Origin of the sequence: Streptomyces xanthii (genome assembly GCF_014621695.1) — a bacterium.
Lineage (GTDB): Bacteria > Actinomycetota > Actinomycetes > Streptomycetales > Streptomycetaceae > Streptomyces > Streptomyces xanthii.
The window spans coordinates 5,991,661-6,017,496 of the sequence record NZ_CP061281.1 but is presented as its reverse complement, the minus strand read 5'-3'; the positions used below and the strand labels follow the sequence as shown (position 1 = coordinate 6,017,496).

The 25,836-nt window shown below is 72.0% G+C and carries 25 protein-coding genes; 13 read left to right on the top strand and 12 right to left on the bottom strand.

The window, feature by feature from the left end:
- Positions 1–97: 97 nt before the first annotated feature.
- From IAG42_RS27130 to IAG42_RS27110, 5 genes are all read left to right on the top strand, one after another.
- Positions 98–823: a maleylpyruvate isomerase family mycothiol-dependent enzyme gene (locus tag IAG42_RS27130; protein ID WP_188339574.1), complete on the top strand. Its 726-nt coding sequence runs from the start codon at positions 98–100 to the stop codon at positions 821–823.
- Between the two features lie 9 nt (positions 824–832).
- Complete coding sequence (locus IAG42_RS27125) at positions 833–1,489, top strand: MBL fold metallo-hydrolase (RefSeq protein WP_188339573.1); 657 nt, start codon at positions 833–835, stop codon at positions 1,487–1,489.
- A gap of 170 nt (positions 1,490–1,659) precedes the next feature.
- The gene (locus IAG42_RS27120) at positions 1,660–2,532 is read left to right on the top strand and encodes an ABC transporter substrate-binding protein (RefSeq protein WP_188341636.1); all 873 of its coding nucleotides are present in this window, start codon (positions 1,660–1,662) and stop codon (positions 2,530–2,532) included.
- Positions 2,529–3,410: an amino acid ABC transporter permease gene (locus tag IAG42_RS27115; protein WP_188339572.1), complete on the top strand. Its 882-nt coding sequence runs from the start codon at positions 2,529–2,531 to the stop codon at positions 3,408–3,410. The genes IAG42_RS27120 and IAG42_RS27115 overlap by 4 nt, the downstream gene beginning before the upstream one ends.
- A complete protein-coding gene (locus tag IAG42_RS27110) occupies positions 3,407–4,159 on the top strand; it encodes an amino acid ABC transporter ATP-binding protein (RefSeq protein WP_223206180.1) in 753 nt (250 codons plus the stop codon). The genes IAG42_RS27115 and IAG42_RS27110 overlap by 4 nt, the downstream gene beginning before the upstream one ends.
- Before the next feature lie 37 nt (positions 4,160–4,196).
- On the opposite strand, the gene aroQ is transcribed toward IAG42_RS27110, so the two are convergent.
- The 8 genes from aroQ to IAG42_RS27070 all read right to left on the bottom strand — a co-directional run bounded on the left by aroQ (position 4,197) and on the right by IAG42_RS27070 (position 13,332).
- On the bottom strand, positions 4,197–4,670 hold the full coding sequence (gene aroQ, locus IAG42_RS27105) for a type II 3-dehydroquinate dehydratase (protein ID WP_188339571.1): 474 nt from the start codon (positions 4,668–4,670) through the stop codon (positions 4,197–4,199).
- An 84-nt stretch (positions 4,671–4,754) separates the two neighbouring features.
- A complete protein-coding gene (locus tag IAG42_RS27100; protein ID WP_188339570.1) occupies positions 4,755–5,855 on the bottom strand; it encodes a calcium:proton antiporter in 1,101 nt (366 codons plus the stop codon).
- 97 nt (positions 5,856–5,952) lie between these two features.
- On the bottom strand, positions 5,953–6,273 hold the full coding sequence (locus IAG42_RS27095) for a hypothetical protein (protein WP_188339569.1): 321 nt from the start codon (positions 6,271–6,273) through the stop codon (positions 5,953–5,955).
- 129 nt (positions 6,274–6,402) lie between these two features.
- Positions 6,403–7,392 (bottom strand): TerC/Alx family metal homeostasis membrane protein, encoded by a 990-nt coding sequence (locus tag IAG42_RS27090; protein WP_188339568.1) that lies wholly within the window; start codon positions 7,390–7,392, stop codon positions 6,403–6,405.
- 238 nt (positions 7,393–7,630) lie between these two features.
- Complete coding sequence (locus IAG42_RS27085) at positions 7,631–9,538, bottom strand: TerD family protein (protein ID WP_188339567.1); 1,908 nt, start codon at positions 9,536–9,538, stop codon at positions 7,631–7,633.
- A gap of 10 nt (positions 9,539–9,548) precedes the next feature.
- Positions 9,549–10,127 carry a TerD family protein gene (locus IAG42_RS27080; protein ID WP_188339566.1) on the bottom strand — a complete coding sequence of 193 codons (579 nt, stop codon included), beginning with the start codon at positions 10,125–10,127 and terminating at the stop codon, positions 9,549–9,551.
- Between the two features lie 148 nt (positions 10,128–10,275).
- A complete protein-coding gene (gene uvrB, locus IAG42_RS27075) occupies positions 10,276–12,408 on the bottom strand; it encodes an excinuclease ABC subunit UvrB (protein ID WP_188339565.1) in 2,133 nt (710 codons plus the stop codon).
- Between the two features lie 72 nt (positions 12,409–12,480).
- Positions 12,481–13,332 carry an MHYT domain-containing protein gene (locus tag IAG42_RS27070; protein WP_188339564.1) on the bottom strand — a complete coding sequence of 284 codons (852 nt, stop codon included), beginning with the start codon at positions 13,330–13,332 and terminating at the stop codon, positions 12,481–12,483.
- A gap of 272 nt (positions 13,333–13,604) precedes the next feature.
- On the opposite strand from IAG42_RS27070, the gene IAG42_RS27065 reads away from it, so the two are divergent.
- The 3 genes from IAG42_RS27065 (at position 13,605) to IAG42_RS27055 (ending at position 16,517) form a co-directional block, all read left to right on the top strand.
- The gene (locus IAG42_RS27065; RefSeq protein ID WP_188339563.1) at positions 13,605–14,489 is read left to right on the top strand and encodes a glycerophosphodiester phosphodiesterase; all 885 of its coding nucleotides are present in this window, start codon (positions 13,605–13,607) and stop codon (positions 14,487–14,489) included.
- A 78-nt stretch (positions 14,490–14,567) separates the two neighbouring features.
- Positions 14,568–15,143, top strand: a complete 576-nt coding sequence (locus IAG42_RS27060) for a methylated-DNA--[protein]-cysteine S-methyltransferase (protein ID WP_188339562.1) — start codon at positions 14,568–14,570, stop codon at positions 15,141–15,143.
- 132 nt (positions 15,144–15,275) lie between these two features.
- The gene (locus IAG42_RS27055; RefSeq protein ID WP_384621581.1) at positions 15,276–16,517 is read left to right on the top strand and encodes an MFS transporter; all 1,242 of its coding nucleotides are present in this window, start codon (positions 15,276–15,278) and stop codon (positions 16,515–16,517) included.
- On the opposite strand, the gene IAG42_RS27050 is transcribed toward IAG42_RS27055, so the two are convergent.
- On the bottom strand, positions 16,504–16,881 hold the full coding sequence (locus IAG42_RS27050; protein WP_188339561.1) for a cupin domain-containing protein: 378 nt from the start codon (positions 16,879–16,881) through the stop codon (positions 16,504–16,506). The two genes, IAG42_RS27055 and IAG42_RS27050, sit on opposite strands and share 14 nt — an antisense overlap.
- A gap of 217 nt (positions 16,882–17,098) precedes the next feature.
- Here IAG42_RS27050 and IAG42_RS27045 point away from each other — a divergent pair, with 217 nt between their 5' ends.
- On the top strand, positions 17,099–18,004 hold the full coding sequence (locus IAG42_RS27045; protein ID WP_188339560.1) for a pseudouridine-5'-phosphate glycosidase: 906 nt from the start codon (positions 17,099–17,101) through the stop codon (positions 18,002–18,004).
- Positions 18,001–18,930, top strand: coding sequence for a carbohydrate kinase family protein (locus tag IAG42_RS27040; protein ID WP_223206179.1), 930 nt, complete (start codon positions 18,001–18,003; stop codon positions 18,928–18,930). Before IAG42_RS27045 ends, IAG42_RS27040 begins: the two co-directional genes overlap by 4 nt.
- 221 nt (positions 18,931–19,151) lie before the next feature.
- On the opposite strand, the gene IAG42_RS27035 is transcribed toward IAG42_RS27040, so the two are convergent.
- Positions 19,152–19,952, bottom strand: coding sequence for a methyltransferase domain-containing protein (locus IAG42_RS27035; protein WP_188339559.1), 801 nt, complete (start codon positions 19,950–19,952; stop codon positions 19,152–19,154).
- A 179-nt stretch (positions 19,953–20,131) separates the two neighbouring features.
- On the opposite strand from IAG42_RS27035, the gene IAG42_RS27030 reads away from it, so the two are divergent.
- Together IAG42_RS27030 and IAG42_RS27025 are read left to right on the top strand one after the other, a co-directional pair.
- The gene (locus IAG42_RS27030; protein WP_188339558.1) at positions 20,132–21,259 is read left to right on the top strand and encodes a magnesium and cobalt transport protein CorA; all 1,128 of its coding nucleotides are present in this window, start codon (positions 20,132–20,134) and stop codon (positions 21,257–21,259) included.
- A 64-nt stretch (positions 21,260–21,323) separates the two neighbouring features.
- Positions 21,324–23,657, top strand: coding sequence for a serine/threonine-protein kinase (locus IAG42_RS27025; protein ID WP_188339557.1), 2,334 nt, complete (start codon positions 21,324–21,326; stop codon positions 23,655–23,657).
- Positions 23,658–23,691: 34 nt separating this feature from the next.
- Here the strand turns inward: IAG42_RS27025 and IAG42_RS27020 are convergent, their stop codons facing one another.
- Together IAG42_RS27020 and IAG42_RS27015 are read right to left on the bottom strand one after the other, a co-directional pair.
- Complete coding sequence (locus IAG42_RS27020; RefSeq protein ID WP_188339556.1) at positions 23,692–24,111, bottom strand: CBS domain-containing protein; 420 nt, start codon at positions 24,109–24,111, stop codon at positions 23,692–23,694.
- 124 nt (positions 24,112–24,235) lie between these two features.
- Positions 24,236–24,868: a nucleoside/nucleotide kinase family protein gene (locus IAG42_RS27015; protein WP_188339555.1), complete on the bottom strand. Its 633-nt coding sequence runs from the start codon at positions 24,866–24,868 to the stop codon at positions 24,236–24,238.
- Positions 24,869–24,954: 86 nt separating this feature from the next.
- Between IAG42_RS27015 and IAG42_RS27010 the strand changes: the two genes are divergently transcribed.
- On the top strand, positions 24,955–25,683 hold the full coding sequence (locus tag IAG42_RS27010) for a DUF2293 domain-containing protein (RefSeq protein ID WP_188339554.1): 729 nt from the start codon (positions 24,955–24,957) through the stop codon (positions 25,681–25,683).
- Positions 25,684–25,836: the final 153 nt, after the last annotated feature.

The following is a 25,836-nucleotide window of genomic DNA, read 5'->3' as shown; positions in this document are numbered from 1 at the left end:
GCCCGACGCCGCACGCGAGCCTATAGCACGTACATTCGATTTCAGTGAGGGGCAGGCGACCTTCACCCGAACGTGTGGCCCGACTATCGTCGGCGTCATGAGTGATCATGTGCGCGACCTGGTGTCTGTACGCGAAGCGACCGACCGGCTGCTCGCCGCTGTCGCCACCCTGGACAACGCCGCCGTGAGCGAGCCGTCACGGCTGCCCGGCTGGAGCCGGGGCCACGTCCTCGCCCACCTCTCCCGGAACGCGGACGCGCTCGTCAACGTTCTCGCGGGCCTGCCGATGTACGCGAGCGCCGAGGCGCGCGACGCCGACATCGTGCGGGACGCCCCGCGCGAGCTGCGCGATCAGGTGGCGGACCTGCGGGCGAGCGCCGAGCGGTTCCAGCGCAAGGGTGCCGAGGAGGCCGACTGGGCCCGCACGGTCGAGCTGCGCAACGGCGTCAAGGACGCGGCCGGCAACGTGCCGTTCCGCCGCTGGATCGAGGTGGACCTGCACCACGTGGACCTCGGGATCGGCTACGAGCTGGAGGACCTCTCGGCGGAGTTCACCCAGCGCGAGATCAACTTCCTCGCCCGGCGCTTCCGCGACCACCCGGGCCTGCCGCCGGTCCTGATCAAGCAGGACGACGGCCGGATGGTCTCCACGGGCGCGGTGCAGAGCCCCACCGTGGAGGAGATCGAGGACGGCGCGGTGCCGCCGCTCGGCATCGTCGTGCGCGGACGCCAGGCGGACCTCCTGGGCTGGCTCTCGGGCCGCCGGGACGGCAGCGCACTGACCGTCGACCGGGGCACGCTGCCCTCCCTGCCCCCGCTATAGGCTGATCCCATGACGTACAGCGGAGCAGTGAAGGTCGGCGGCCCGGCGGACGTGCACGAGCTGCGGGACCTGATGATCTCCAAGGTCGCGGTCGGCCCGATGGACAACAACGCGTACCTGCTGCGCTGCCGGGCGACCGACCAGCAGCTCCTGATCGACGCGGCGAACGAGCCGGCGACCCTGCTGCGCCTCATCGGTGACGACGGCATCGCCGCCGTCGTCACCACCCACCGGCACGGCGACCACTGGCAGGCGCTCGCGGAGGTCGTCGAGGCGACCGGCGCGCGCACGTACGCGGGGCGCGACGACGCCGAGGGCATCCCCGTGGCGACGGACGTGACCGTCGCCGACGGGGACGTGATCGAGTTCGGGAACGTGCGGCTCACGGCCCGCCATCTGGTGGGCCACACGCCGGGCTCCATCGCGCTCGTCTACGACGACCCGCACGGCCACCCGCACGTCTTCACGGGCGACTGCCTCTTCCCGGGCGGCGTGGGCAACACGTGGAAGGACCCGAAGGCGTTCGCCAGCCTCATCGACGACGTGGAGACGAAGCTCTTCGACGTGCTCCCCGACGAGACCTGGGTCTACCCGGGGCACGGGAACGACACGACGCTGGGCGCCGAGCGCCCGGGCCTCCCGGAGTGGCGCGCCCGCGGTTGGTGACCCCGCAGACCTCGTAGACCCCGTAGGGACCCACTTGGGCGCGAGCACGCGAGCAAGTGGGGGCGGGCCGGCTGCTGTTCACAATGCAGCAACACCGTTCCACTATCCGGACAGTTACCGGCCTGATCTCGACAGGCGAGGCCGCGCACTGTCAGTCTCCCGCCATGCCCATGCCTCTCGCCCGGCGCGTCGCGCGCCTCGCCGTCTGCTCCGCCGTCGTCCTCGTCACCGCTTCGGCCTGCGCCCCCGAGCCCGAGAAGAAGGCCTCGGGGAACGCCACGACGGCCGCCTCCTGCGCTCCGGGCGAGCTGGCCACGGTCGCCTCCGGGAAGCTCACCGTGGGCACGGACAAGCCCGCCTACGCCCCGTGGTTCGAGGACAACGACCCCGCCAACGGGAAGGGCTTCGAATCTGCCGTCGCCTACGCCGTGGCGAAGCAGCTCGGCTACGACAAGGGCCAAGTGGTCTGGCAGACCGTGCCGTTCAACAGTTCCTTCGCCCCGGGCGCCAAGAAGTTCGACTTCGACATCAACCAGGTGTCGATCAGCGACCAGCGCAAGAAGGCCGTCGCGTTCTCGTCCGGCTACTACGAGGTGCGCCAGGCCGTCGTCGCCCTGAAGACGTCCAAGGCCGCCAAGGCGAAGAGCGTCGCCGACCTCAAGGACGTGAAGCTGGGCGCCCAAGTGGGCACCACCAGCCTGGACTTCGTCAACGACCTCGTGAAGCCCACCCAGAAGCCGTCCGTCTACCAGAAGAACGACTTCGCCAAGTCCGCTCTCAAGAACGGCCAGGTGGACGCCATCGTCGTCGACCTGCCGACCGCGTTCTACATCACGGGCGCCGAGGTCACCGACGCCGAAGTGGTGGGCCAGTTCGAGAACACGACGGGCACGCCCGAGCGGTTCGGCCTCGTGCTCGACAAGGAGAGCGCGCTGACCTCGTGCGTCTCCGGCGCCGTGGACAAGCTCCGCGACAACGGCACGCTCGCCTCCCTGGAGAAGAAGTGGCTCTCCGAAGCCGTCGACGCTCCGGTGCTCAAGTGACCGTCACGAAGGAGGCGTCCGCCGTCGAAGACGCCTACGTACCCTCGGAGCGCCGTCTGGCGCGCGAGCGGCACAAGCGGGTCCGCGCGCGCCGGGCGACGGCCGTGGCGGCGCTGAGCACCCTGGTGACCGGCGCGGTGCTGTTCCTCGTCGTCGTCAACTCCCCCGGCTGGGAGCGGACGAAGGAGACGTTCTTCAGTGCGCACTACGCGCGCGTGGCGCTGCCCCAGGTCTTGGACGGGCTGTGGCTGAACGTGCGCCTTCTTGTGGTGTGCGGCGCGTGCGTGCTCGTCCTGGGGATGCTGCTGGCGCTCGCGCGGACGCTGCGTGGCCCGGTCTTCTTCCCGCTGCGCGCCCTGGCTACGGCCTACACGGACTTCTTCCGCGGACTGCCGCTCATCATCTGCCTGTTGCTCGTCATCTTCGGCGTGCCCGCGCTGCGCCTCCAGGGCGTGACGACGGATCCGGTGCTGCTCGGCGGCGCCGCGCTCGTGCTCACGTACTCGGCGTACGTCGCCGAGGTGTTCCGGGCCGGCATCGAGTCCGTGCACCCCTCGCAGCGGGCCGCCGCGCGCTCCCTGGGGCTGAGCAACCGGCAGACGCTGCGGCACGTGGTGATCCCCCAGGCGGTGCGCCGTGTCGTGCCGCCGTTGCTGAACGACCTGGTCTCGCTCCAGAAGGACACGGGCCTGGTCTCCATCGGCGGGGCGGTGGACGCCGTGTACGCGGCGCAGATCATCGCGAGCAAGGACTTCAACTACACGCCCTACGTGGTGGCGGGTCTGGTGTTCGTCGCGCTCACGATCCCCATGACCCGGTTCACCGACTGGGTGACGGCCCGGATGGACCGGCGCCGGGCGCAAGGAGGTCTCGTATGACCGAGCCGGTGCTGCGGATGGAGTCCGTCCGCAAGACGTTCGGCGAGACGGTGGTGCTGCGGGACGTCGACCTGGACGTGCCGCAGCACACCGTGACCGCCCTGATCGGCGCCTCGGGGTCCGGCAAGTCGACCCTGTTGCGCTGCGCCAATCTCCTGGAGGAGATCGACGACGGGGCGATCTGGCTGGACGGCGAGGAGATCACCGACCCGCGCGCGGACGCGGACGCGGTGCGCCGGCGGATCGGGGTGGTCTTCCAGGCCTACAACCTGTTCCCGCACATGACCGTCCTGGAGAACGTGACGCTCGCGCCGCGCCGGGTGCACGGCGTGCCCCGCGAGAAGGCCGAGGAAGAGGCCAGGGGGCTCCTGGAGCGGCTCGGGCTCGGGGCGAAGGCCACGGAGTACCCGGACCGGCTCAGCGGCGGCCAGCAGCAGCGTGCGGCGATCGTGCGGGCCCTGGCCGTGCGTCCCCGGCTGCTGCTGCTCGACGAGATCACCGCCGCCCTGGACCCGGAGCTCGTCGGTGAGGTCCTGGACGTCGTGCGCGACCTCAAGGGCGAGGGCATGACCATGGTGCTGGCGACGCACGAGATGAGCTTCGCGCGCGAGGTCGCCGACCAGGTGTGCTTCCTGGACGGCGGTGTCGTCCTCGAACGGGGCGCTCCGGAGGCGGTGTTCGAGGACCCTCAGGAGGAACGCACGCGGAAGTTCCTGCGCCGCATCGTGGAGGCGGGCCGTCTGAACTGAGCGCTGCGCGCGCGTGCCTCGGGCGTCCGCGGACCGCTCAGGCCCCCGCGGCACCGGGTGCGGCGAGCGCGGCTACGCGCTCCACGCCGAACGCGTAGCCCTGTACGCCGCATCCCGCGATCACGCCGTCGGCGCGCAGCGACACGTAGGAGTGGTGCCGGAACTCCTCGCGCTGGTGGATGTTCGAGATGTGGACCTCGACCACGGGCAGTCCGTCGCAGGTGTTGAGCGCGTCGAGGATCGCGACGGAGGTGTGCGAGTAGGCGGCGGGATTGATGACGATGCCGACGTGGTTCTCGCGGGCTTCGTGGATCCAGTCGACGAGTTCGCCCTCGTGGTTGGACTGCCGGAAGTCGACGGTGGCACCGTGCGCGGCGGCCGCCTTGGCGCACAGGGCCTCGACGTCGGCGAGCGTGTCCCGGCCGTAGATCTCGGGCTGCCGCTTGCCCAGCAGGTTCAGGTTCGGACCGTTGAGAACCATGATCGGGGCGGTGGCGAGGGTGTGCGGCACGAGGACCTCCGTACGTCGGGCGTTTGCTCCCTGTGGGTCTATCACGCGGGCGCGCCGCCCAACGGGGCGTATCGGTCCGCGGGATCAGGGCGTGACGGCGAGTTCCACGTAGGCGGCCAGGATGACGAGGTGGACGCCGCCCTGCAGCGGGGTCGCCCGGCCGGGGACGACGGTCAGTGTGCTGACGATCAGGGTGAGCGCGAGCAGCACCATGTGTGTGGCGCCGAGGCCGAGGACGAGGGGGCCCGACAGCCAGAACGAGGCGATGGCGACGGCGGGGACGGTCAGGCCGATGCTGGCCATCGCGGAGCCGAGCGCGAGGTTGAGGCTGGTCTGCACGCGGTCGCGGCGGGCCGCGCGGAGGGCCGCGATGGTCTCCGGCAGCAGGACGAGCAGCGCGATGATCACGCCGACGACGGCGTGCGGCATGCCGGCCGCCTCCACGCCGTGTTCGATCGTCTTGGAGACGCCCTTGGCGAGGCCCACGACGCCGACCAGGGCCAGGCCGAGCAGCCCGAGGCTGATCAGGGCGGTGCGGGTGGTCGGCGCGTCGGCGTGGTCGTCCGCGTCGATGACCTCGCCGTGCTTGGTGATCGGCAGGAAGTAGTCGCGGTGCCGGACGGTCTGCGTCGCGACGAAGAGGCCGTACAGGACGACCGCGGCGACGGCCGCGAAGATCAGCTGCGAGGTGGAGAACTCGGGGCCGAGCTTGCTGGTGGTGAAGGTCGGCAGGACCAGGCAGAGGGTCGCGAGCGTGGCGACGGTGGCGAGGGCTCCGCCGGTCCCCTCGGACTGGAAGACGGCCACGCGGTGGCGCAGCGCGGCGGAGAGCAGGCTGATGCCGACGATGCCGTTGCAGGTGATCATGACGGCGGCGAACACCGTGTCCCGGGCGAGGGTGGCGCTCTTGTCTCCGCCGTCGGCCATCAGCGTGACGATGAGAGCCACTTCGATGATGGTGACGGCGACGGCGAGGACCAGGGAGCCGAAGGGTTCGCCGACGCGGTGGGCGACGACCTCGGCATGGTGGACGGCCGCGAGGACGGACGCGGCGAGCACCACGGAGGCGATCGCGACCACGGCACCGGGCAGATCGCGCCCCCAGGTGAACCCGAGCAGGACGACGGCCACCACCGGGACGAAGACGTACCACTGTGTGGCGAGGGCCCGGAGTCTGGTGATCATGCCTCGATGGTGCCCGGGGGCGGGCGGGGGCGCGACTTCGGCGCGGGCCGTCAGGGGTGTGCCGGGCGGCGGCCTCGTGCCGGTGCGGCGGGCTGCCTCACTTCAGCTCGCGGGAGTCGGTCAGGTCGCAATTGGTGAAGACCGGCGGGCGCGTGCACAGGGCGACGAGCTGCTCGCTGAGCTTGTTGATCTCGGGCCGGTCGTTGTTGCGCATCGCGTCCTCGTAGGACTCGAACTCCACGATGGCGAGATGCCGGCCCTCGGTGTCCCGGTCCGTGAGCATCATGCGGTGCGTGGGCGCGCTGTCGGGGCGCGGCGACTGCGCCATCATCTGCTTCTCGAAGTCGAGGAGAAGCGCTCTCACCTCGTCGATGCGTTGCGTCTCGAAGTCGATGATCTGAACGAATTTCTGGCTCATGGGGTCCATCCCCGTCGTGCCGTGGCTCCCCGGGGCGGGCAGCCCTCATAGCCAAACAAGCACCGGGAGGCGCGTGCGGCAACCGGACGCCGCACCTCCCGGTGCTGGTGTTTTCTACGCCTGTCGTGGTCAGGCCTCGACGCTGTCCTTCGGAGTCTCTTCGGCGGCTTCCCGCTCGGCCTGCTTCTTGGAGGCGATGAGGCTCGTGATCGTCGTGATGACGAGGACGCCGCAGATGACGGCGAGCGAGACCGGGATGGAGATCTCGGGCACGTGCACCCCGGACTCGTGCAGCGCGTGCAGCACGAGCTTGATGCCGATGAAGCCGAGGATCACCGACAGGCCGTAGCTGAGGTGGACCAGCTTGCGCAGCAGACCGCCGATGAGGAAGTACAGCTGGCGCAGGCCCATCAGCGCGAACGCGTTGGCCGTGAAGACGATGTACGGGTCCTGGGTGAGGCCGAAGATCGCGGGGATCGAGTCCATCGCGAACAGCACGTCGGTCATGCCGATGGCGAGCATGACGACCAGGAGCGGCGTCATGACCTTCTTGCCGTGCTGCTGGATGAAGAGCTTGGTGCCGTGGTAGCGGTCCGCGACGCCGAACTTCTTCTCGATGGACTTCAGGAGCCTGTTCTCCTCGAACTCCTCGTCCTCCTCGTCCGCCATGGCCTCCTTGATGAGCTTCCAGGCGGTGTAGATGAGGAAGGCACCGAAGAGGTAGAAGACCCACGAGAAGCTGGCGATGATCGCCGCGCCGGCCGCGATGAAGATCGCCCGCAGGACGAGCGCGATGAGCACGCCGAAGAGCAGCACCCGCTGCTGCAGGTGGGACGGCACCGAGAACTTCGCCATGATCAGGATGAAGACGAAGAGGTTGTCGACACTGAGCGACTTCTCGGTGATGAAGCCCGCGAAGAACTCGCCGCCGGCCTGTCCGCTGCCCCAGATCGTGATGCCGACGCCGAAGAGCGCGGCGAGCACGATCCAGACCACCGTCCAGATGCCCGCTTCCTTGATCGACACGTCATGGGGCTTGCGCCCGATGAAGAAGTCGACCGCGATGAGGGCACACAGACCGAGAACGGTCAGTACCCAGAGAGTGATCGATACGTCCACTGCGCCTCCGGCGTCGTACGGCTACTGATCAGCGTCGTCGCTGCCGGAGGTCTCTTCCACCCGGGCGCGGGGACCGCGCCGCGGGCCGACGCCCCGGGATCCACGGCATCGGGCCGGGTCCGTACTGACGGGAACGTCGCGCAAGGAGTACTCCCCTCCGCGTAAAGGAGAGTACCTGAATGCACCATGGAAGGTAAAGGTTTAAGTAAAGGGCAGACCAAGTGCGCAGGTCAGGGGATCAGAGATCTCTCTCCCTTCGGAGGTCCGTCCGCGCCCTGGCGACCTCGGCGAGGACCTGGGGCAGCACCGCGCTGCCGTGCGGAACGGCCGGCGGCTCGTACGTCCACGCGTGCCCGACCCACGGGTCGGCCAGGTGGTCGTCGGGTACGGGCGTCAGGCGGAGCAGCGCGCGCCACAGCGGGTCCAGGAGCGGCCCGTACTCGGCGGCGTCCGCGCGGTCGGCGACCAGCATCAGGTGGACGCCGACCCGTGGGCCCTCGTCCGCGAGATAGCGCAGCCGGGTGACGGCCCGGTCGTCGAAGCCGTGCGGGAAGTCGTGCACGATCAGAAGCTGCTCGGCGATGTCCAGGTCGGGCGGGAGCGCGTCCGCGGCGCCGGCCCGGACCGCCATCTGCACGAGGTCGACGCGCTCGGTCAGCCGGGCGAGCGTCTCGGAGACACCGGCCGCTCCCCTGGCCACCGGTCCGGCGAGCACTCCCGCGTCGACGAGCGGGGCGAGCGCTCCCGCCGCCGTGCCGGCCGGATCGACGACGTGGACGCTGAACTCGCCGGCCGGGTAGGCGGCGAGGAGCCGGGCCGCGTGCAGGACCGCGGTGTGGGCCGCGCGGGAGCGCAGCTCGTCGGCGTCGGTGAGCGTGTCACCGGCCGCGGCCCCGGAGTCGATCCACAGGCCGCGCTCCAGCGGCAGCCGCACCAGCATCGGGATGCCGATACCGGCGGCGTCCCCCTCGGGCAGCCGCAGGTCGCCGAGCCGGACCGCCATGGGCATCTCCATGGGGCTGCGGTAGGCGTGCCAGCAAGGGTTGTCCCAGCGGGCGTACGGGGCCGGGAGCGCGGGCTCGACGACGTCGGCCTCGGCGGCGAGCTGGGCGAGGTCCCGGTCCAGGGCCTCCCGCGCGCGGTCGACGAGGGCCTCGTGCTTGGCCCGGGCGGCCTCGCGCGCCGCGTCCGCCTGGCCGCCGATGCGGCTGCGCGGGTCGGAGAGGACCTGGTCGAGCTCCTGCTCCATACGGGAGTCGGCGAAGTCGACGGCGCTGCGGTAGGCGGCCGTGCTGCGGGCCATGTCCTCGAACATGCCCCAGACCTGGTTGTAGAGCCGCTCCTCCATGGACCAGCCGGTGGCGTCGCCCGCGACCGGGGTCGCGGGGCGGTCCGGCTGGGCCGGTGCCGGTGCCGGGGGCGGCGGGGGTGCCTGGCGGCCCGGGTGGCTGTAGTCGATCGGGCCGCCCGAGGACGGGGTGCTGCTCGGGGGCTGTGTGGTGGGCGGCAGGCCGCCCGGGGCGGCGCCGGCCGCCGCCGTCTGGCGGACCTGCGTCTCGTCGCTCGACCGGGGCGGCGGCGCGACCGCGCGGGCCAGTCCCCGCGCGACCGCGTCGTGGACGGCGCCGGCCAGGGCGGGCGCGTCGGTCAGGCCCTGGTCGGCGAGGAGCGCGGCGAGGCCGTCGGCGTAGCCCTGACCGATCGCGCGCACCTTCCAGGCGCCCGCTCGGCGGTACAGCTCCAGGGCGACGACCGCGGACTCCGTGTCGAGGTCGGTGATCGTGTAGCTGGCCTGCTCGGTGCCGTCGAGGCCGGTGACGGCGAGGAACGGGGCCGCGACGGCACCGAACCGGGTCGGGCCGCCGGTGCCGGGCGGCAGGGCGAGGAGCACGGTGACGCGGTGCACGTCCTGCGGCATCGCGTCGAGGTCGACGGCGATGCGGTGGTCGGCCGCCGCCTGACGCGGGACCTCCAGGCCCGGGAGCGAGGGCGCGCCGGGATGGGCCACGCGCGCGGTGCCGTGCACGGCACCGCGGTCGTCGGCGAGCGTGGCGCCCGCGACGACCGGGTGCCCGGCCGACACCCGGATCTCCAGACGGGTCTCGGTGAGGGGGTGGTTCTGCCCCCTCACCAGTTCGGCCGCCATCTCGGCCCCGCTACAGGGCGGGCAGGATCGCGGGCATCAGGTCCTGGAACGTACGGCCGTTGGCCGCGTTGCCCAGGGCCGTCATCTTCCAGCCCGCTCCGGCACGGTGGACCTTGGCCATGATCTGCGCCGTGTACTGGCCGCCGCCGTCCAGCGTGTAACGCGCGAGCTCCTGGCCGTTCGACTCGTCGACCAGGCGGCAGAACGCGTTCTGCACCTCCTGGAAGGTCTGGCCCGTGAACGAGTTGACCGTGAAGACGATCTGGTCGATGTGGACCGGCACGCGCTGCAGGTCGACGAGGATCGCCTCGTCGTCCCCGCCCTGGCCGACGCCGCCGACCAGGTTGTCCCCGGTGTGGCGGACCGAGCCGTCGTCGCTGACGAGGTGGCGGAAGAAGACCACGTCGACGGGCTGCTTGTCGGCGAAGAGCACCGCCGAGGCGTCCAGGTCGATCTCGCGGGTGCGCGAGCCGAACAGGCCGCGGCGCGGGGCCGCCTGCCAGCCGAGCCCCATGCGCACCGCGGTGAGGGTGCCTCCGTCCTGCTTCTCCAGGCTGATGGCCTGACCCTTGGTCAAGTCGATGCCCACGCGCTGTCCCCTCTCGAACCGTCCCCTGTTGCCGCGGCCTGCGCTCGCGGTTGGTCCAAACCCTAGAGGGCGGCACCGACAGCGCCGCCATGCCGGGCGGGGTTTGTGTCGTTCTTGCAACACAGCAGGTGCCCCGCCCGGGCGCGGGTCAGGCGATGCCCGCCTCCCTCATCTGCCTCAGTTCCTTCTTCATCTCCGACACCTCGTCGCGCAGGCGTGCCGCGATCTCGAACTGGAGGTCTGCGGCGGCGGCCCGCATCCGCTCCGTCAGTTCCTCGATCTGCTCGGAGAGTTCGGCGGCGGGGCGGTCGGTGGGCTTCGCCGGCTCGGACTTGCCGCGCTTCTTCTTGGCCGCTTCCTTGCCGAGGGTGGGCACCGGGGCCTTGAGGCCCTTCCCGTCCTTGCCGCCCTTGCGGTAGCCGCTGCCGAGCAGCTCCTCGGTGTCGACGTCCTCGCGCGCGATGGACGCGACGATGTCGTTGATCTTCTTGCGGAGCGGCTGGGGGTCGATGCCGTGCGCCTCGTTGTAGGCGATCTGCTTCTCCCGGCGGCGGTTGGTCTCGTCGATGGCCTTCTCCATCGCCGGGGTGATCTTGTCGGCGTACATGTGGACCTGGCCCGACACGTTGCGCGCCGCGCGGCCGATCGTCTGGATCAGGGAGGTGCCGGAGCGCAGGAAGCCCTCCTTGTCGGCGTCGAGGATCGCCACCAGGGAGACCTCGGGCAGGTCGAGGCCCTCGCGCAGCAGGTTGATGCCGACCAGGACGTCGTACTCGCCGGCACGCAGCTCGCGCAGCAGCTCGACGCGGCGCAGGGTGTCGACGTCGCTGTGCAGGTAGCGCACCTGGATGCCGAGCTCCAGGAAGTAGTCGGTGAGGTCCTCGGCCATCTTCTTGGTGAGCGTGGTCACCAGGACGCGCTCGTCCTTCTCGGTGCGCGTGCGGATCTCGTGCACCAGGTCGTCGATCTGCCCCTCGGTGGGCTTGACGACGACCTCCGGGTCGACGAGTCCGGTGGGGCGGATGATCTGCTCGACGTAGCCGTCGGAACGGGCGAGCTCGTACTGGCCCGGCGTCGCCGACAGATAGACGGTCTGGCCGACGCGCTCCTGGAACTCCTCCCACTTCAGCGGGCGGTTGTCGAGCGCGGACGGCAGCCGGAAGCCGTGGTCGACGAGGGTGCGCTTGCGGGAGGCGTCGCCCTCGTACATGGCGCCGATCTGCGGGACCGTGACGTGCGACTCGTCGATGACGAGCAGGAAGTCGTCCGGGAAGTAGTCCAGCAGCGTGTTCGGCGGGGAGCCGGGCTCGCGGCCGTCGAAGTGCATCGAGTAGTTCTCCACGCCGGAGCAGGAGCCGATCTGGCGGAGCATCTCGAGGTCGTACGTGGTGCGCATGCGCAGCCGCTGGGCCTCGAGCATCTTGCCCTGCTTCTCGAGCTCGGTGAGGCGCTCCCCGAGCTCCTTCTCGATGTCGTTGGCCGCGCGCTCCAGGCGCTCGGGACCCGCCACGTAGTGCGTGGCCGGGAAGACGTAGAGCGACTCGTCGTCGCTGATGACCTCGCCGGTCAGAGGGTGGAGGGTGGAGAGGGACTCGATCTCGTCGCCGAACATCTCGATGCGGACGGCGAGCTCCTCGTACACGGGGAAGATCTCGATGGTGTCGCCGCGGACGCGGAAGGTGCCGCGCTGGAACGCCGGGTCGTTGCGCGTGTACTGGATGTCGACGAAGCGGCGCAGCAGGTCGTCGCGGTCGATCTCGTCGCCGACCTTCAGCTGGACCATGCGGTCCACGTACTCCTGCGGGGTGCCGAGGCCGTAGATGCAGGAGACGGAGGCGACCACGACGACGTCGCGGCGGGTCAGCAGCGAGTTCGTCGCGGAGTGGCGCAGGCGCTCCACCTCCTCGTTGATCGAGGAGTCCTTCTCGATGTAGGTGTCCGACTGCGGGACGTAGGCCTCGGGCTGGTAGTAGTCGTAGTACGAGACGAAGTACTCGACCGCGTTGTTCGGCAGGAGCTCGCGGAACTCGTTGGCCAGCTGGGCGGCCAGCGTCTTGTTCGGCGCCATCACCAGGGTGGGGCGCTGCAGCTTCTCGATCATCCACGCCGTGGTGGCGGACTTGCCGGTGCCGGTCGCGCCGAGGAGGACCACGTCCTTCTCACCTGCGCGGATGCGCTGGTCCAGCTCGGCGATGGCCGCGGGCTGGTCACCGCTGGGCTGGTAGGGGCTGACGACCTCGAAAGGCGCCACCGTGCGTTCGATCTTCGATACGGGCCGCATGGGATCCACCGTACGACCCACCACTGACAACCGGGTGCGAAGCGGCGTCGGGCCGGGCGTCCGGCGGTGCGGTCACCAGCGCTGCGGGGTCCGCGAGGGCTGCTTGTCGGGGGCGCGGCGCGGGCGCGGGATCCGGGCGGCGGGGGCGCCCACCTGGCGGGCGGCGTCCCGGGCGTCGCGCCAGTCGGGGCGGCCCATGACCATCATCGGGTCGAACAGGACGACCACCCCGGCCAGCAGGAGGAAGCACAGGGGGCCGATCAGCATGGGGGCGAGGATGCCGGCGGCCGAGTCCCCTGCGGGGCTGCCGGTCGCGGCGCCGTGCAGCTGGACGCTGACGCCGGCCATCCCCATGTAGTGCATGCCGGACACGGCGAGCCCCATGACGAGGCTCGCGCCGAGGCTCCACAGGATGCCGCGCACCTGGACGGCCGCCCACAGGGCCGCCGTGGCGGCCACCATGGCGATCAGTACGGAGGCCCCGACGGTGTACGTGTTGTACTGAAGCGTCCCGTGGAGTCGCATTCCGGCCATGCCCAGGTAGTGCATGGAGGCGACCCCCAGGCCGGTGATCGTCCCTCCGGTGAAGAGGGCCGGGCCACTCGCTCCCTTGTAGCCGACGATGAAGACGCCCACGCCCACCATGACGACGGCGACGCCGAGGCTCGCGAAGGTCGTCGGTTTGTCGTAGTGGATCGGCACCCCGCGCACGGCGAAGCCCATCATCGCGATGAAGTGCATCGTCCAGATGCCGGAGCCGATGGCCGCGGACCCGAGGGCGAGCCAGCCGGCCCTCCAGGTGTGCGCCACATGGAGGGATCTCGTGGTGCAGCGCAGGCCGAGCGCGCCTCCCAGGCAGGCCATGAGATACGCCACCACCGGAGTGACGAGTCCATAACTGAAGCCGTCGACCGTGCCCTGCATACGACGCAGCCCTTCCACCCTTTTGCCCCTACATGTCCTGCACGTTCCCCTTCTGCCAACGGCCACCGGGGTGACCGTGGTTGAGGCTGAGAGTAGAACCCTCACAGGAACGTTCGAACGATTTTCCGGCAAAGACCTGGCCCGTACGTCACGGGGTGGGTCGCGGTTGGATAACGCCGTTCAACCCCTGACCATTCTTCGCCTGTTTGGCGTTGGCCCCGCGGTGTCAGTCTCATGCGAGTCCGTGATGTCACGACCCATGAGGAGCAGACGTGTACGCACGCGCAGCAGCCGCACTCACCTCGGTGACGGGATCCGTCGTCGTCGCCGTCCTGGTCCTTCCCGGCACGGCGCAGGCCGCCGACGGAACCGGCAGACAGGTGGTGATCGCGCACCGCGGCGCCTCCGCCTACGCCCCGGAGAACACCCTGGAGGCCGTCGACAAGGCGGACGAACTGGGCATCTCCTGGGTCGAGAACGACGTGCAGCGCACCAAGGACGGCGCGCTCGTCGTCATCCACGACAACACGCTGTCCCGCACCACGAACGTCGAGCAGGTCTACCCCGACCGGGCCCCGTGGAACGTACGGGACTTCACGGCCGCCGAGATCGCCAAGCTGGACGCGGGCAGCTGGAAGGGCGCCCAGTTCGCCGGCGCGCGGATCCCGACGCTCCATCAGTACCTGGAGCGGGTGGACCGCAACCACCAGCGGCTGCTCCTGGAGATCAAGTCGCCCGAGCTCTATCCCGGCATCGAGGACCAGATCCTGCGTCAGCTCGGCCGGGACGGCTGGCTGCGGCACAGCCGCGTCAAGCACCGCCTCATCGTCCAGAGCTTCAGCGCGGACAGCGTGAAGACCGTGCACCAGCGCCGCCCCGACATCAAGACCGGCTTCCTCGGCACGCCCGCCGTGGCCGACCTGCCCGCGTACGCGAAGTTCGCGGACCAGATCAACCCCTCGCACACGACGATCTCCGCCGGCTACGTCGACGCGGTCCACGCGCTCAAGGGCCCGCACGACAAACCGCTCGAGGTCTTCACCTGGACCGTGAACGACACGGCGAACGCGGTGAAGGCCATCGGGTTCGGGGTCGACGGGATCATCACGAACAACCCGGACGTCGTCCGCGACGCCGTGGACGCCATGTCGTACTGACCGCCGCGGATCGGCTCCGACCGCCGGGCGAACGGCTCCGGCCGGGCGTTGTCAGTGCCCGGCCGTACCGTGGTCGGCATGGACTCCATCGGCGGCACCGGGCAGGACGGGCGGAACGAGAGCGCACGGGTCGTGTGGACCGTCGTGGGCAGCGACATCGGTCCGCTGCTGCTGGCGGCGACGGACACGGGGCTCGTGACCGTCGGCTTCCACGCGACGGACGCCGTGCGCGACCACATGCTCGGCCGGCTCGCCTCCCGCTTCGGGACCGAGCCGGTCGAGGCGCCCGACGCACCGCTGCTCGCGGAGGCGAGAGCCCAGCTGGCGGACTACTTCGCCGGGCGCCGGCACACCTTCGAGCTGCCGCTCGACTGGTCGCTCAGCGCGGGCTTCAACCGGGAGGTGCTGCGCGAGCTGGCGACCGGGGTGCCGTACGGGTCGGTCGTCGGGTACGGGGATCTGGCGCGCCGAGTCGGCCAGCCGGGGGCGGCGCAGGCGGTCGGCGCGGCGATGGGGTCGAATCCGCTGCCCGTCGTGGTGCCGTGCCACCGGGTCGTGGAGAGCGACGGGGGCATCGGCGGGTTCGGGGGCGGACTGGAGACGAAGCGGAAGCTGCTCGCGCTCGAAGGGGTGTTGCCCGAGCCGCTGTTCTGAGAAGGTCCCGGGGGCGGGACGCGGTGATCGGTACGGGGTGTGCAGGGGGTGGGGTCGTTGGGTGCGGGTTCGCTGGAATCGGGTGAGACGCCGGACGCGCAGGAGGTGCGCGCCGAGCCGGCCGGGGACGCGGTGGAGCGCTCCGGCGGGGTCGGTGAGGCCGTCCAGAGACGTACGCAGCGGGTGCTCGTCGCCTCGCAGATCCTCGGCGGGCTCGGCACCGCCACCGGGATCGCGCTGGCCGCGGTGCTCGCCAAGAAGGTGAGCGGCGACGAGGCGCTGTCCGGGCTGGCGTCCACGGCCAGCGTGGTGGGCACGGCGGTGCTGTCGATGCCGCTGGCCGCGTTGATGAACGCGCGCGGGCGGCGGGCCGGGCTCGTCCTCGCCTATCTGGTGGGCGCGGCCGGCGCGCTGCTGACGGTGGTCGCCGCCGCGATGGGGAACTTTCCGCTGCTGCTCGTGGGCCTCGCCGGGTTCGGCGCCGCGTCCTCCGCCAATCTGCAGGCGCGCTACGCGGCGGCCGACCTGGCCGAGCCCGACCGGCGGGCGCGCGCCATCTCGACCGTGGTGTGGGCGACGACGATCGGCGCGGTCCTCGGGCCGAACATCGCGGCGCCCGCGGGCCGCAGCGTGACCGGGCTCGGCATCCCGGAGGAGTCCGGGCCGTTCGTGTGGGCGGCCGGGGTCTTCCTGATCTCCGCCGTCCTCGTGCATCTGCTGCTCAGACCCGACCCCCTGCTGACCGCCCGGGCGCTGGCTCCGGCGGCGGAGCAGTCGGCCGAGGCGCGCTCGCTGCGCGCGGGGTTCGCGGCCGTGTCCGCGTCGCCCATGGCCCGGCTCGCGCTGGTGACGGTGGCGGTGTCACACACGGCGATGGTCTCGGTCATGTCGATGACCCCGGTCGACCTGGAGCACCACGGCGCCGGCATCGAGCTGATCGGGCTCGTCATCAGTGGTCACATCGCCGGCATGTACGCGTTCTCGCCGGTGATGGGGCGGCTCGCGGACCGGTTCGGGCGGCTGACCGTGATCGGGCTCGCCGTGGGGCTGCTGGCGCTGGCCGCCCTGCTCGCGGGGACGGCGGGCGGCAGCCATGTGCGCAGTGCGGCCGGGCTGTTCGTACTGGGGCTCGGCTGGTCGGCGGGGCTGGTCGCCGGTTCCGCGCTGCTCACCGACTCGGTGCCGCAGGCCGCGCGCGCCGCCGCGCAGGGGTTGTCGGACCTGACGACGAGTCTGGCGGCGGGCATCGGCGGTGCGACGGCCGGTCTGGTGGTCGCGACGGCGAGCTACGCGTGGCTGAACCTGGCGGCGGCCTGTCTCCTGCTGCCGCTCGGCGCGCTCGCCCTGTTCACGAGACGGTTCAGCTCAGGCTGATCTGGTAGGCCTTGCGCAGCGTCTCGTGCACGGTCCACGTCGTCCGGTCGCCCTCGCGCAGCACGGCGGCGGTGCCGGGGCCGAGTTCCAGGGTGTCTCCGCCCTCGACCTCGACGGTGGCGCGTCCGCTGACGACGACGAACAGCTCGTCGGCCTCGGTGTCGGTGACCACACCCGGCGTGATCTGCCAGATGCCCCGCAGCTGCTTGCCGTCGGCGGACTCCCACAGGACCGCGCCGGTGACTTCGGGGGTGCCCGAGACGATCTGGGCGGGGTCGAGCGGCTCCGGCTCCAGGGTCACGTCGGGGACGTGGACGGCGAAGGAGGGGACGGGGCCGGTGGTGGGCTGAGCGTTCGTGGTCATGGCCGGACCCTAGTTGACCTGTGCCCCCGCGCTCACTGGACGCCTCGTAGCGTCGTACGGCCGCCGACTGGACGGGCCGTCGAGCCGTGGGCCGTCGTGCGGGGAAGGCCGGGGCCGCGCGTGTGGCGATCTCCCGGGCGGTGTTTGAGGAGGAGGCCCGTCCGCCAGGGATCACAAGGACGGCACATCCGGGTCCGACCGGCGGAGGGATGACGGCATGGTGGTCGTGGCGGACGAGGTTCGGGACGCGCTCGCGCAAGGGCGTCCGGTGGTGGCACTGGAGTCGACGATCATCGCGCACGGGTTGCCGAGGCCGCGCAACCTGCAGGTCGCGGGCGAGCTGGAGCAGCTCGTGCGGGACGCGGGTGCGGTGCCCGCGACCATCGCGGTGCTCGACGGGAAGCCGTACGTCGGCCTGGACAAGGGGCAGTTGGAGCGGGTCGCGAGCGAGGACGGCATCCGCAAGCTCAGCCGGAGGGACCTTCCGCTGGCGTTCGCCACGGGGGCGAGCGGGGCGACCACGGTGTCGGCCACGGCGCTGCTGGCGGCGCTCGCGGGGGTGCGGGTGTTCGCGACGGGCGGGCTCGGCGGGGTGCACCGGGGCTGGACGGAGACGCAGGACGAGTCGGCGGACCTCGGACTGCTCGCGCGGACGCGGATCACGGTGGTGTGCGCGGGCGTGAAGTCCGTCCTGGACGTCCCTGCGACGCTGCAGCGCCTGGAGACGCTCGGGGTGTCCGTCGCGGGGTACGGGACGGATCGCTTCCCGGGGTTCTACCTGGCCGACTCGGGTGAGCCGGTGGACTGGACGCTGCGCTCGCCGGACGAGGTCGCGGCGGTGATGCGGGCCCAGGACGAGCTGCCCGGTACGGACGCGGCGCTGATCGTCGCCAACCCCGTACCGGAGGCGGAGCAGCTGGATCCGGTGCTCCACGCGCGCGTGCTGGAGAACGGGCTGCGGGAGTGCGCGGAGCGTGAGGTGAGCGGGCAGGCGGTGACTCCGTTCCTGCTCGACTACCTGGTGCGGCACACGGCCGGCGCGTCCCTGGAGGCGAACCTGGCGGCGGTGCGCGGGAACGTGCGGCTCGCCGGGCGGATCGCGGTCGCCTGGGCGGGGGCGTGACGCCGCGCGGGCTGCTCGTGGTCGGGGATGTCGTCACGGACGTCGTGGCGCGTCACCACGGGCCGCTCGCCGCGGGGACGGACACGCAGGCCGCCATCCGTACGGTGCCGGGCGGAGCGGGGGCGAACGTGGCGTGCTGGGCGGCGTACCGGGGGTGCCCGGACGTCACGCTGCTCGGCCGGGTCGGGGCGGAGTCCGCGCGCTGGCACGAGGAGGCGCTCGTACGGGCCGGGGTGCGGCCGCGCCTCGTGGTGGATCCCGACGCGCCGACCGGGTCGGTGGTCTGCCTGGTGGACTCCGCGGACGGGGGCGAGCGGACGTTCCTGACGGACAGCGGGGCCTGTCTGCGGATCGGGCCCGAGAACTGGTCGGCCGGTCTGCTCGACGGGGTCGGCTGGCTGCACCTGTCCGGGTACCTGTTCTTCTCGGCAACCGGGCGGGAGCTGGTGGCGGCCGCCGTGCGGGACGCACGCGCGCGGGGCGTGCCCGTGAGTGTGGATCCGGCGTCGGCGGGATTTCTGCGGGAGTTGGGCGCCGAGCGGTTTCTGGAGCTCGCGGAGGGGGTGGACGTGCTGCTGCCCAGCCGGGACGAGGCGGTGCTGCTCGCGGGCGGGGCCGGCGGAGGTGGAGGGGGAGGTGGAGTGGACGGGGCCGCGGCGGAGTTGAGCGGGCGGTTCTCCGTGGTGGTGGTGAAGGCGGGGGCGGAGGGGGCCTGTGTGGCGTGGGGCGGGGTGGTGCGGGAGTGGGTGAAGGCGGCGGCGGGGGTCGTGGTGCGGGATGCGACGGGGGCGGGGGACGCCTTCGTGGGGGCGGTGGTGGGGGCCCGGGTGCGCGGGACCTCGTGGCGAGGCGCGTTGGAGGACGGGTGCGGGGCGGGGGCGGTGGCCGTCGGGGTGGTCGGCGGCCGGCCGCCGAGCGGTTCCTAGGGACCGCAGCCTGATACGCCAACTGGGTCGCCCGTTCGTCCCGTTGGCGGCCCCGGCCTGTGGGGCTACCGACCTGTGGGGCTACCTGCCTGTGGGGTCACCTGCCCGTGGGGGCACAGGCCTGTGCGGGCCGCCCACGCAGTGAACCGCGCCCCTGAATGCATGCGCCTTCGCCGCGCCTTCAGGAAGCGTGCGCGACCGGACACGACGGCGCACGGCCGTCAGGGCTTCTTGCCCCAGGCCGAGATCAGCGGGGAGGTCGCCAGGTCCATCGTGCCGTGGGAGATGTTGGCGAGGTGACGGTCGATCTCCTCGTTCGTGGCGAGGCCCGCCTGCACCAGGGACCCGCGGACCTGCTCGACCGTGGCCGCCTCCAGCGCCGTGCAGGCGGGCGAGGCGACGGGGAAGTACGCGTCGGCCTCGACCTGGCGCAGGCCCGCCGCCCGCAGCAGCCCCGGGAGCTTGCGCCCGTACGAGAGATCCGCCCCGCGCCTGGCGAGCAGCGAGCGGAAGCCGTGGCGCAGGCGGTTGGCGAGCTGCTCCTCGGGGCCGCGCTCGTCGGGGCAGAGCAGAGGCTGGAGCGCCGGGTCCGCGTCCTCCACGAGGAGCCGGCCGCCGGGCCGCAGCGCGCGGATCATCGACTGCAACGCCCGCTCCCGGTCCGGGACATGGACGAGGACGAGCCGCGCGTGGACCAGGTCGAAGGACTCGGCGGGCGGCTCGTCGGCGCCGATGTCGTGCCGGCGCACCTCGACGGGCGGGCGCGGCGTGCTGTGCTGCCAGGACGTGTCGATGTCGGTGGCGAGGACACGTCCGGTCGGGCCGACCTTGCGGGCCAGCCAGGAGACGACGGACGTGCCGCCGGCGCCGACCTCCCAGCAGCGCCAGCCGGAGCCGATGCCGAGCCGCTCGATGTGCCGGAACGTCGTGGGGTCGAACAGCGCAGACAGGGCGTCGAAGCGCTGCCCCGCCTCGGGCTGCTGGTTGTCCAGGAGGTACGCGTGGCCGCCGGATCGCATCATGCTCAGATCATCGCAGCAGGCTCCGGCCACACCGGACATTTCGGAACGGAATCCTCCGTTCCCCCAGGCCCTGACGCGTGGTCGGCGTTCGCTGGCAGACTGGCCCGCCAGGTCGTCCTCGTCGCGAGGACGTCCCGGTCAGACACGAGTACGTGAGAATCCGGCGCGAGGAGCCGAGCATGTCGATGGCGGGCAATCTGCGGAAGGTCGGCAGCCTGCGCAAGGTGGGCGGGCTGCGCAGAGTGGCACGGCTGGCGCGCCGGCGGCCCCGGGTGGACCTGAGCCATCCGGCCCGCTCCCCGCTGGGGTCCGCGGTGGTCAACTGCGTGACGTACGTCGACGGGCGGCGCGAGGAGGGCGACCACGACCTGCGCGAGGCCGTGCGTCGGGTGCGCAAGAGCGAGGAGGGCTTCGTCTGGCTCGGCCTGCACGAGCCGACGGAGTCGGAGATCGCCGAGGTCGCCGAGCTGTTCGACCTGCACCCGCTGGCGGTCGAGGACGCGGTGCACGCGCACCAGCGGCCGAAGGTGGAGCGGTACGGGCAGACGCTGTTCGCCGTGCTCAAGACGGTCTGCTACGTGGAGCACACGCAGGTCACCGCGACGAGCGAGGTGGTCGACACCGGCGAGATCATGGTGTTCGTCGGCAGCGACTTCGTCATCACGGTGCGGCACGGCCGGCACGGCTCGCTGGGTCCGGTGCGCGAGGGCCTCGAGGCGGATCCGGAGCAGCTGGCCAAGGGGCCCGCGGCGGTGCTGCACGCGATCGCGGACGGCGTGGTCGACGACTATCTGACGGTGCTCGACGAGTTCCAGGCCGACATAGACGAGGTCGAGGCGGCGGTCTTCGCGCAGAACGGCGCGAAGGTCGACCCGGGCCGGATCTACCAGCTCAAGCGCGAACTGCTGGAGCTGAAGCGGGCGGTGGTCCCGCTGTCCCGGCCGGTGCTCGAGCTGGCCGGGCGGCCGCTGCCGTCGGTGCCGCCGGAGATACAGGCGTACTTCCGTGACGTCTCGGACCATCTGCTGCGGGCGGCGGAGCAGATAGCGGCGTTCGACGAACTGCTCAACTCGATCCTGCAGGCGCACCTCGCGCAGGTGACGGTCGCGCAGAACGAGGACATGCGCAAGATCACGGCGTGGGCGGCGATCGTGGCCGTGCCGACGATGGGCTGCGGCATCTACGGAATGAACTTCGACCACATGCCGGAGCTGCACTGGCGCTACGGCTATCCGCTGATGCTGTCGGTGATCGCCGGGCTCTGTCTCGTCGTGTACCGGGGGTTCAAGCGCAACGGCTGGCTGTGAGGAAGCGCCGGGGGCGGGGCGCACTATTCTGTACCGTCCATGTCAGCGCCCAGGGGGATGAGCGATGCCTTTGCGGGAGGACGATCCCGAGTCGATCGGCGGCTACCGGATCGAGTCGCGGATCGGCACGGGCGGCATGGGGGTGGTGTACCGCGCCCGCACTCCGTCGGGCCGCACGGTCGCGGTCAAGGTCGTGCACGCCCAGTACGCGGACGACCCGGAGTTCCGGGCGCGGTTCCGTCAGGAGGTCCGGGCCGCGCGCCGGGTGAGCGGGGCGTTCACGGCTCCGGTCGTGGACGCGGACCCGGACGCGGCGCGCCCCTGGATGGCGACCGTGTACGTCGCCGGGGACACGCTCGCGCAGCGGGTCGCCGAGCAGGGCACCCTGGACTGGCCGCAGTTGCGCCGGCTCGGGGTGGAGCTGGCGGAGGCGCTGCGGGAGTTGCACCGGGCGGAGGTCGTGCACCGCGACCTGAAGCCGAGCAATGTGCTGCTGCTCGGTCCGGGCCGGGCCGACGAGGGCGGCCCTGACCCGGACGGGGCCGCGGGTGCGGTGCGGGTCATCGACTTCGGCATCTCGCGGGCCGCGCAGAGCGATGTGCGCACGCAGACGGGCATGGTGCTGGGGTCGCCGCCGTTCATGGCCCCCGAGCAGTTCAGCAGTCCGCGGGACGTGGGGCCGCCGGTCGACGTGTTCTCGTTCGGGGCGCTGCTGGTGTACGCGGCGACGGGCCGCAGCCCGTTCGAGGCGGAGAACGCGTATCTGGCGGCGTACCAGACGGTGCATCACGCACCCGAACTGGGCGCGCTGCCCGCCGAGTTGCGGCCACTGGTGCTGTCCTGCCTCGCGAAGGCGCCGCAGGAGCGGCCGACGCCGGACGCGCTGCGGGAGGCGCTGGCCGCGCTGCCGGAGCGGGTGTCCGGTGACGGCGAGCCCGCACCGACCGGCACGGCGGGCGGTCCGACCCTGGCGCTCAGCCGTGGTGACGCGACGGTGCCGGACGCGTCCACGCGGGGCGGCGGCGAGAGCACCGGCGCCGACCTGACCGCCGTCACGCCGCACACCCCTCGCGGATCGCGGCGCCGGCGCATCACTGTCGCGGCGAGTGCGCTCGCCGTGGCCCTGGTGGCGGCCGCCGGGATCTCCGTCGCCGTACGGGGCGGCGCGGCCGGCGAGGAACCGGTCGCGCGGCAGGGCGCACCGGCCTCCGTGCCGGGCTGGCGGCCCTGGACGACGTCACTCGCCAAGGCGCCGGAGAACGGCAAGGACGGCAAGCACGGGTCCAGGGTGTCGGATCCGCGCGAGCTGATGCCGGACTCGTACCAGTGCACTCCGTCGCGGCTCGGCGTCTACTGCGCGTCGTTCACCACGACCCTGGTCAAGCTGGACCCGGCGTCCGGCGAGGTCGACTGGAAAGTGCCGATGGGAGACGCGGGCCGGTCGGGCGGCAGGCTGACGAACCCCGTGGTGGCGGTGGGCGAGGGACTCGTCTTCACGTTCAGCGGCGACGGCACGCAGGGCGTGGACGCCTACGACGCCGGCACGGGCCACCGGGTGTGGCGGAAGAAGGGCCCGCACTCCGAGTTCGCGATGATGAGCGGCGTACTGGTCGTGCATCTGGGCGAGTTGGGCCCGTCGTCCACGGCCCGGTACGCGGCGTTCGATCCCCGCAGCGGGAAGGAGCTGTGGCGGCGCACGCTCACCGCGGACTCGCCGAGCCCGCTGTACGCCGGGGCCGACGGGACGCTCGTCGCGGACCTGCGCCGGGCGAAGGCGGGCGTGCGCACGGTGGAGCGGCTCGACGCCCGTACGGGCCGCACGCTGGGCCGGGCGCAGGCGCCGAAGGGCGATCTGTGGCTGGCGACGGTGCGGGGGAACCGGGCGTACTACGCGCGCTGGGAGAACGACACGGGCGTCTCCTCCCGCGTCTTCGTCCAGGACCTCGTATCGGGCCGGGTCCGCTCCGTGGACTTCCCCTGGGCCGTCGAGCCGGAGGCGCCGCCGCTGGTCGTGGGCGACACCATGTACCTCTTCGACTACTCGAACGAGATCGTGCTGGCGCTCGATCTGAAGCGCGGGAAGGCACTGTGGACGACCTCGCGCGAGCTGCGGCTGTTCAGCGAGCCGACGGTGAGCGGCGACACGCTGTACGCGACGACGCCGGGCAACAGCGTGGTGGCGATCGACACCCGCACCGGCAAGGAGCGCTGGCGCACCCGGCCTCCCGTGGAGCCCGCCGGGCAGCAGGGCGGGCCGAAGGGCGGCGGCGGCACGATCGACCAGAGATCGCCCAGCGGGACCGGCCCGCTCCGGGTCGGTGACGTGTTCTACGGGGTGACCGGGGACGGCGCGTTCTCGGTGGCCGTGCCGGGGAAGGGAGCACGGCCACCGAGATGACGACGGCGCGGGGTGCGCGTCGGACCGGCGCGGGTCAGGACTTCGCGTAGACGCTCTCGACCCAGGCGGCGATCTGGTCGTCGTTCAGATGCATGGCCAGGTCGGCCTCGCTGATCATGCCGACGAGCTTCTTGTCCTTGATCACGGGCAGGCGGCGGATCTGGTGGTCCTGCATCTCGTGGAGGACCTCAGCGATGTCGGCGCCGGCGTCGATCCAGCGCGGGGTGCCCTTGGCCATCTCGCCCGCGGTGACCTTGGCGGGGTCGTGCCCCATGGCGACGCAGCCGACCACGATGTCGCGGTCGGTGAGGATGCCGCACAGCCGCTCGTTCTCGTCGCTGATGGGCAGGGCGCCGACGTTCAGTTCACGCATCAACTGGGCGGCGCGGTCCAGGGTTTCGTGGGCGGGGATCCAGCGTGCGCCGGAGTGCATGATGTCCGCGGCGGTGGTCATGGTGGTACCTCCCGATGCCGGGTCGAAGGGGGTTTCCCGGCGCCGTCCCTCATTCTCGTCCCGGTCGGTACGGGGCGCATGTCATGGCTTTGACCTGTGCCTTCTCGCTCCGCGTTCGCTCTGTTCAGCCGTTCCAGGCGGGGTGGCGGGGGTCGTCGGCGCGGATGACGACGTCGGCCGCGGCGCCGGGGCCGGTCTCGTCGTCGTAGCGGGCGAAGGCGGGGAGGGTCCACTGCTCGGGCTCGGGGGTGCGGCGGCGCAGGGCGCCGGCGGACAGGCTGATGTGCACGGTGAGGTCGAAGGGGAACCAGTGGTTGAGGAGGAAGGGGCCGTGCAGCAACAGGGGGCTGCCGGGCGGGAGTTCGACGTAGTCGCTGCGGGTCGCCCGGTCGGTGACCGGGTCCCACAGGTCGGGCAGGACGCGGCCGGTGCCGTCCGCTTCGAGGGGTCCGAAGACCTCGCGCCACAGGGCGCCGGTGTCGAGCCAGCCGCTGTAGTAGGCCTCGGTGTCCTGGTGGCCGTACTCCAGGCGGAGCGAGGCGGGCCGCAGGAAGCCGTCCGCGGGCACGACCAGGCAGGAGCGGCCGCGGACGCGCAGGGCCTCGGCGACACGGTCGGCGAGATCGCCCGGGCGGGCGGCCGGTGCGCCGTCGAAGGCGATCCGCGGCCAGGGAGAGCCGTCGGCCGGGGCGAGGTCGAGCAGGCGCTCGGCGAGGGTGTCGCCGAGCCGTTCCCAGGTGATCGCTTGGAGTCGCACGGGTCCATGATGCCGGGGCCCGCCCGGGTGACCACGCGCGGTGCCCAGGGAGTGCCGGACGGTGCCCGGCCGGGCATGGAACGGGTATGAGCAGCGTCGTCCCGTCGTCGCCCCTCGCGGTGCGCGGCCCCCTCGTGTTCCAGCCCGTCCGGCGCCAGAGGTGCGCGGTGTGCCGGAGCGGGCCGCTCCGGCTGCTGGTCCTGGACGAGGGGCGGCCGCGCTGTCTCGACTGCGCGGATCTGGCGCATCTGGTGTTCCTGCCGCGCGGGGACACGGCGCTGACGCGGCGGGCGCGGGAGGAGAGCGGGCTGTCGGCAGTGGTCGTGCGCTTCCATCGGCGGCGCGGCCGGTACGAGCGGCAGGGGGTGCTGGTCGAGCCGGCGGCGCTCGCACGGGCGGAGGCCCGCTGTCTGGCGGACGCGGAGTCTCGGGCGCGGCGGCGGGAGCGGGACGCGGCGCGGCGGGCGGTGCGCGACGAGTTGTTCGTGGCGGCTTTCGCGGCGGAGATCCGGCGGCTGTTCCCTGGGTGCCCGGTGGAGCGGGCCGAGGCGATCGCCGCGCACGCGGGGGCGCGGGGCAGCGGCCGGGTCGGTCGGACGGCGGCGGGCCGGGCGTTGTCGGAGGGCGCGGTGCGGGCGGCGGTCCGGGCGGGCGTACGGCATGTGGAGACGCCGTACGACGCGCTGCTGATGTCCGGGGTGCCGTGGCGGGAGGCGCGGGCGCGGGTGGCCGCGCCGGTGGAGGCGGTGCTGGCGGCGTGGCGGATGCGGGGCGCGGAGGACGAGCCGGCTCGGGCCGAGCCCGAGGCGTCCTGAGCCCGGACCCCGACCCGAGCCCCGCCCCCGAACTCGGAACCCCCTGAGCACGGGCCCGGAACCCAGAACCCCTGACCCCGAACCCGGAAACCGGAAACCCGGACCCCTCCCCTCCGCTCCCCTCGTCGTACCGCTCCCTCCCCTAATTACCTG

Excerpts from the sequence above, each read along its gene's own strand:
- IAG42_RS27020 (WP_188339556.1), bottom strand. The coding sequence starts at position 24,111 with ATGACCACCGCCGCGGACATCATGCACTCCGGCGCACGCTGGATCCCC.
- IAG42_RS27120 (WP_188341636.1), top strand. The coding sequence starts at position 1,660 with ATGCCTCTCGCCCGGCGCGTCGCGCGCCTCGCCGTCTGCTCCGCCGTC.
- IAG42_RS27095 (WP_188339569.1), bottom strand. The coding sequence starts at position 6,273 with ATGAGCCAGAAATTCGTTCAGATCATCGACTTCGAGACGCAACGCATC.
- IAG42_RS27045 (WP_188339560.1), top strand. The coding sequence starts at position 17,099 with ATGGTGGTCGTGGCGGACGAGGTTCGGGACGCGCTCGCGCAAGGGCGT.
- IAG42_RS27125 (WP_188339573.1), top strand. The coding sequence starts at position 833 with ATGACGTACAGCGGAGCAGTGAAGGTCGGCGGCCCGGCGGACGTGCAC.
- IAG42_RS27100 (WP_188339570.1), bottom strand. The coding sequence starts at position 5,855 with ATGATCACCAGACTCCGGGCCCTCGCCACACAGTGGTACGTCTTCGTC.
- IAG42_RS27035 (WP_188339559.1), bottom strand. The coding sequence starts at position 19,952 with ATGATGCGATCCGGCGGCCACGCGTACCTCCTGGACAACCAGCAGCCC.
- IAG42_RS27060 (WP_188339562.1), top strand. The coding sequence starts at position 14,568 with ATGGACTCCATCGGCGGCACCGGGCAGGACGGGCGGAACGAGAGCGCA.
- IAG42_RS27010 (WP_188339554.1), top strand. The coding sequence starts at position 24,955 with ATGAGCAGCGTCGTCCCGTCGTCGCCCCTCGCGGTGCGCGGCCCCCTC.
- IAG42_RS27085 (WP_188339567.1), bottom strand. The coding sequence starts at position 9,538 with ATGGCGGCCGAACTGGTGAGGGGGCAGAACCACCCCCTCACCGAGACC.
- IAG42_RS27110 (WP_223206180.1), top strand. The coding sequence starts at position 3,407 with ATGACCGAGCCGGTGCTGCGGATGGAGTCCGTCCGCAAGACGTTCGGC.
- IAG42_RS27025 (WP_188339557.1), top strand. The coding sequence starts at position 21,324 with ATGCCTTTGCGGGAGGACGATCCCGAGTCGATCGGCGGCTACCGGATC.
- IAG42_RS27030 (WP_188339558.1), top strand. The coding sequence starts at position 20,132 with ATGTCGATGGCGGGCAATCTGCGGAAGGTCGGCAGCCTGCGCAAGGTG.
- uvrB (WP_188339565.1), bottom strand. The coding sequence starts at position 12,408 with ATGCGGCCCGTATCGAAGATCGAACGCACGGTGGCGCCTTTCGAGGTC.
- IAG42_RS27130 (WP_188339574.1), top strand. The coding sequence starts at position 98 with ATGAGTGATCATGTGCGCGACCTGGTGTCTGTACGCGAAGCGACCGAC.
- IAG42_RS27050 (WP_188339561.1), bottom strand. The coding sequence starts at position 16,881 with ATGACCACGAACGCTCAGCCCACCACCGGCCCCGTCCCCTCCTTCGCC.
- IAG42_RS27070 (WP_188339564.1), bottom strand. The coding sequence starts at position 13,332 with ATGCAGGGCACGGTCGACGGCTTCAGTTATGGACTCGTCACTCCGGTG.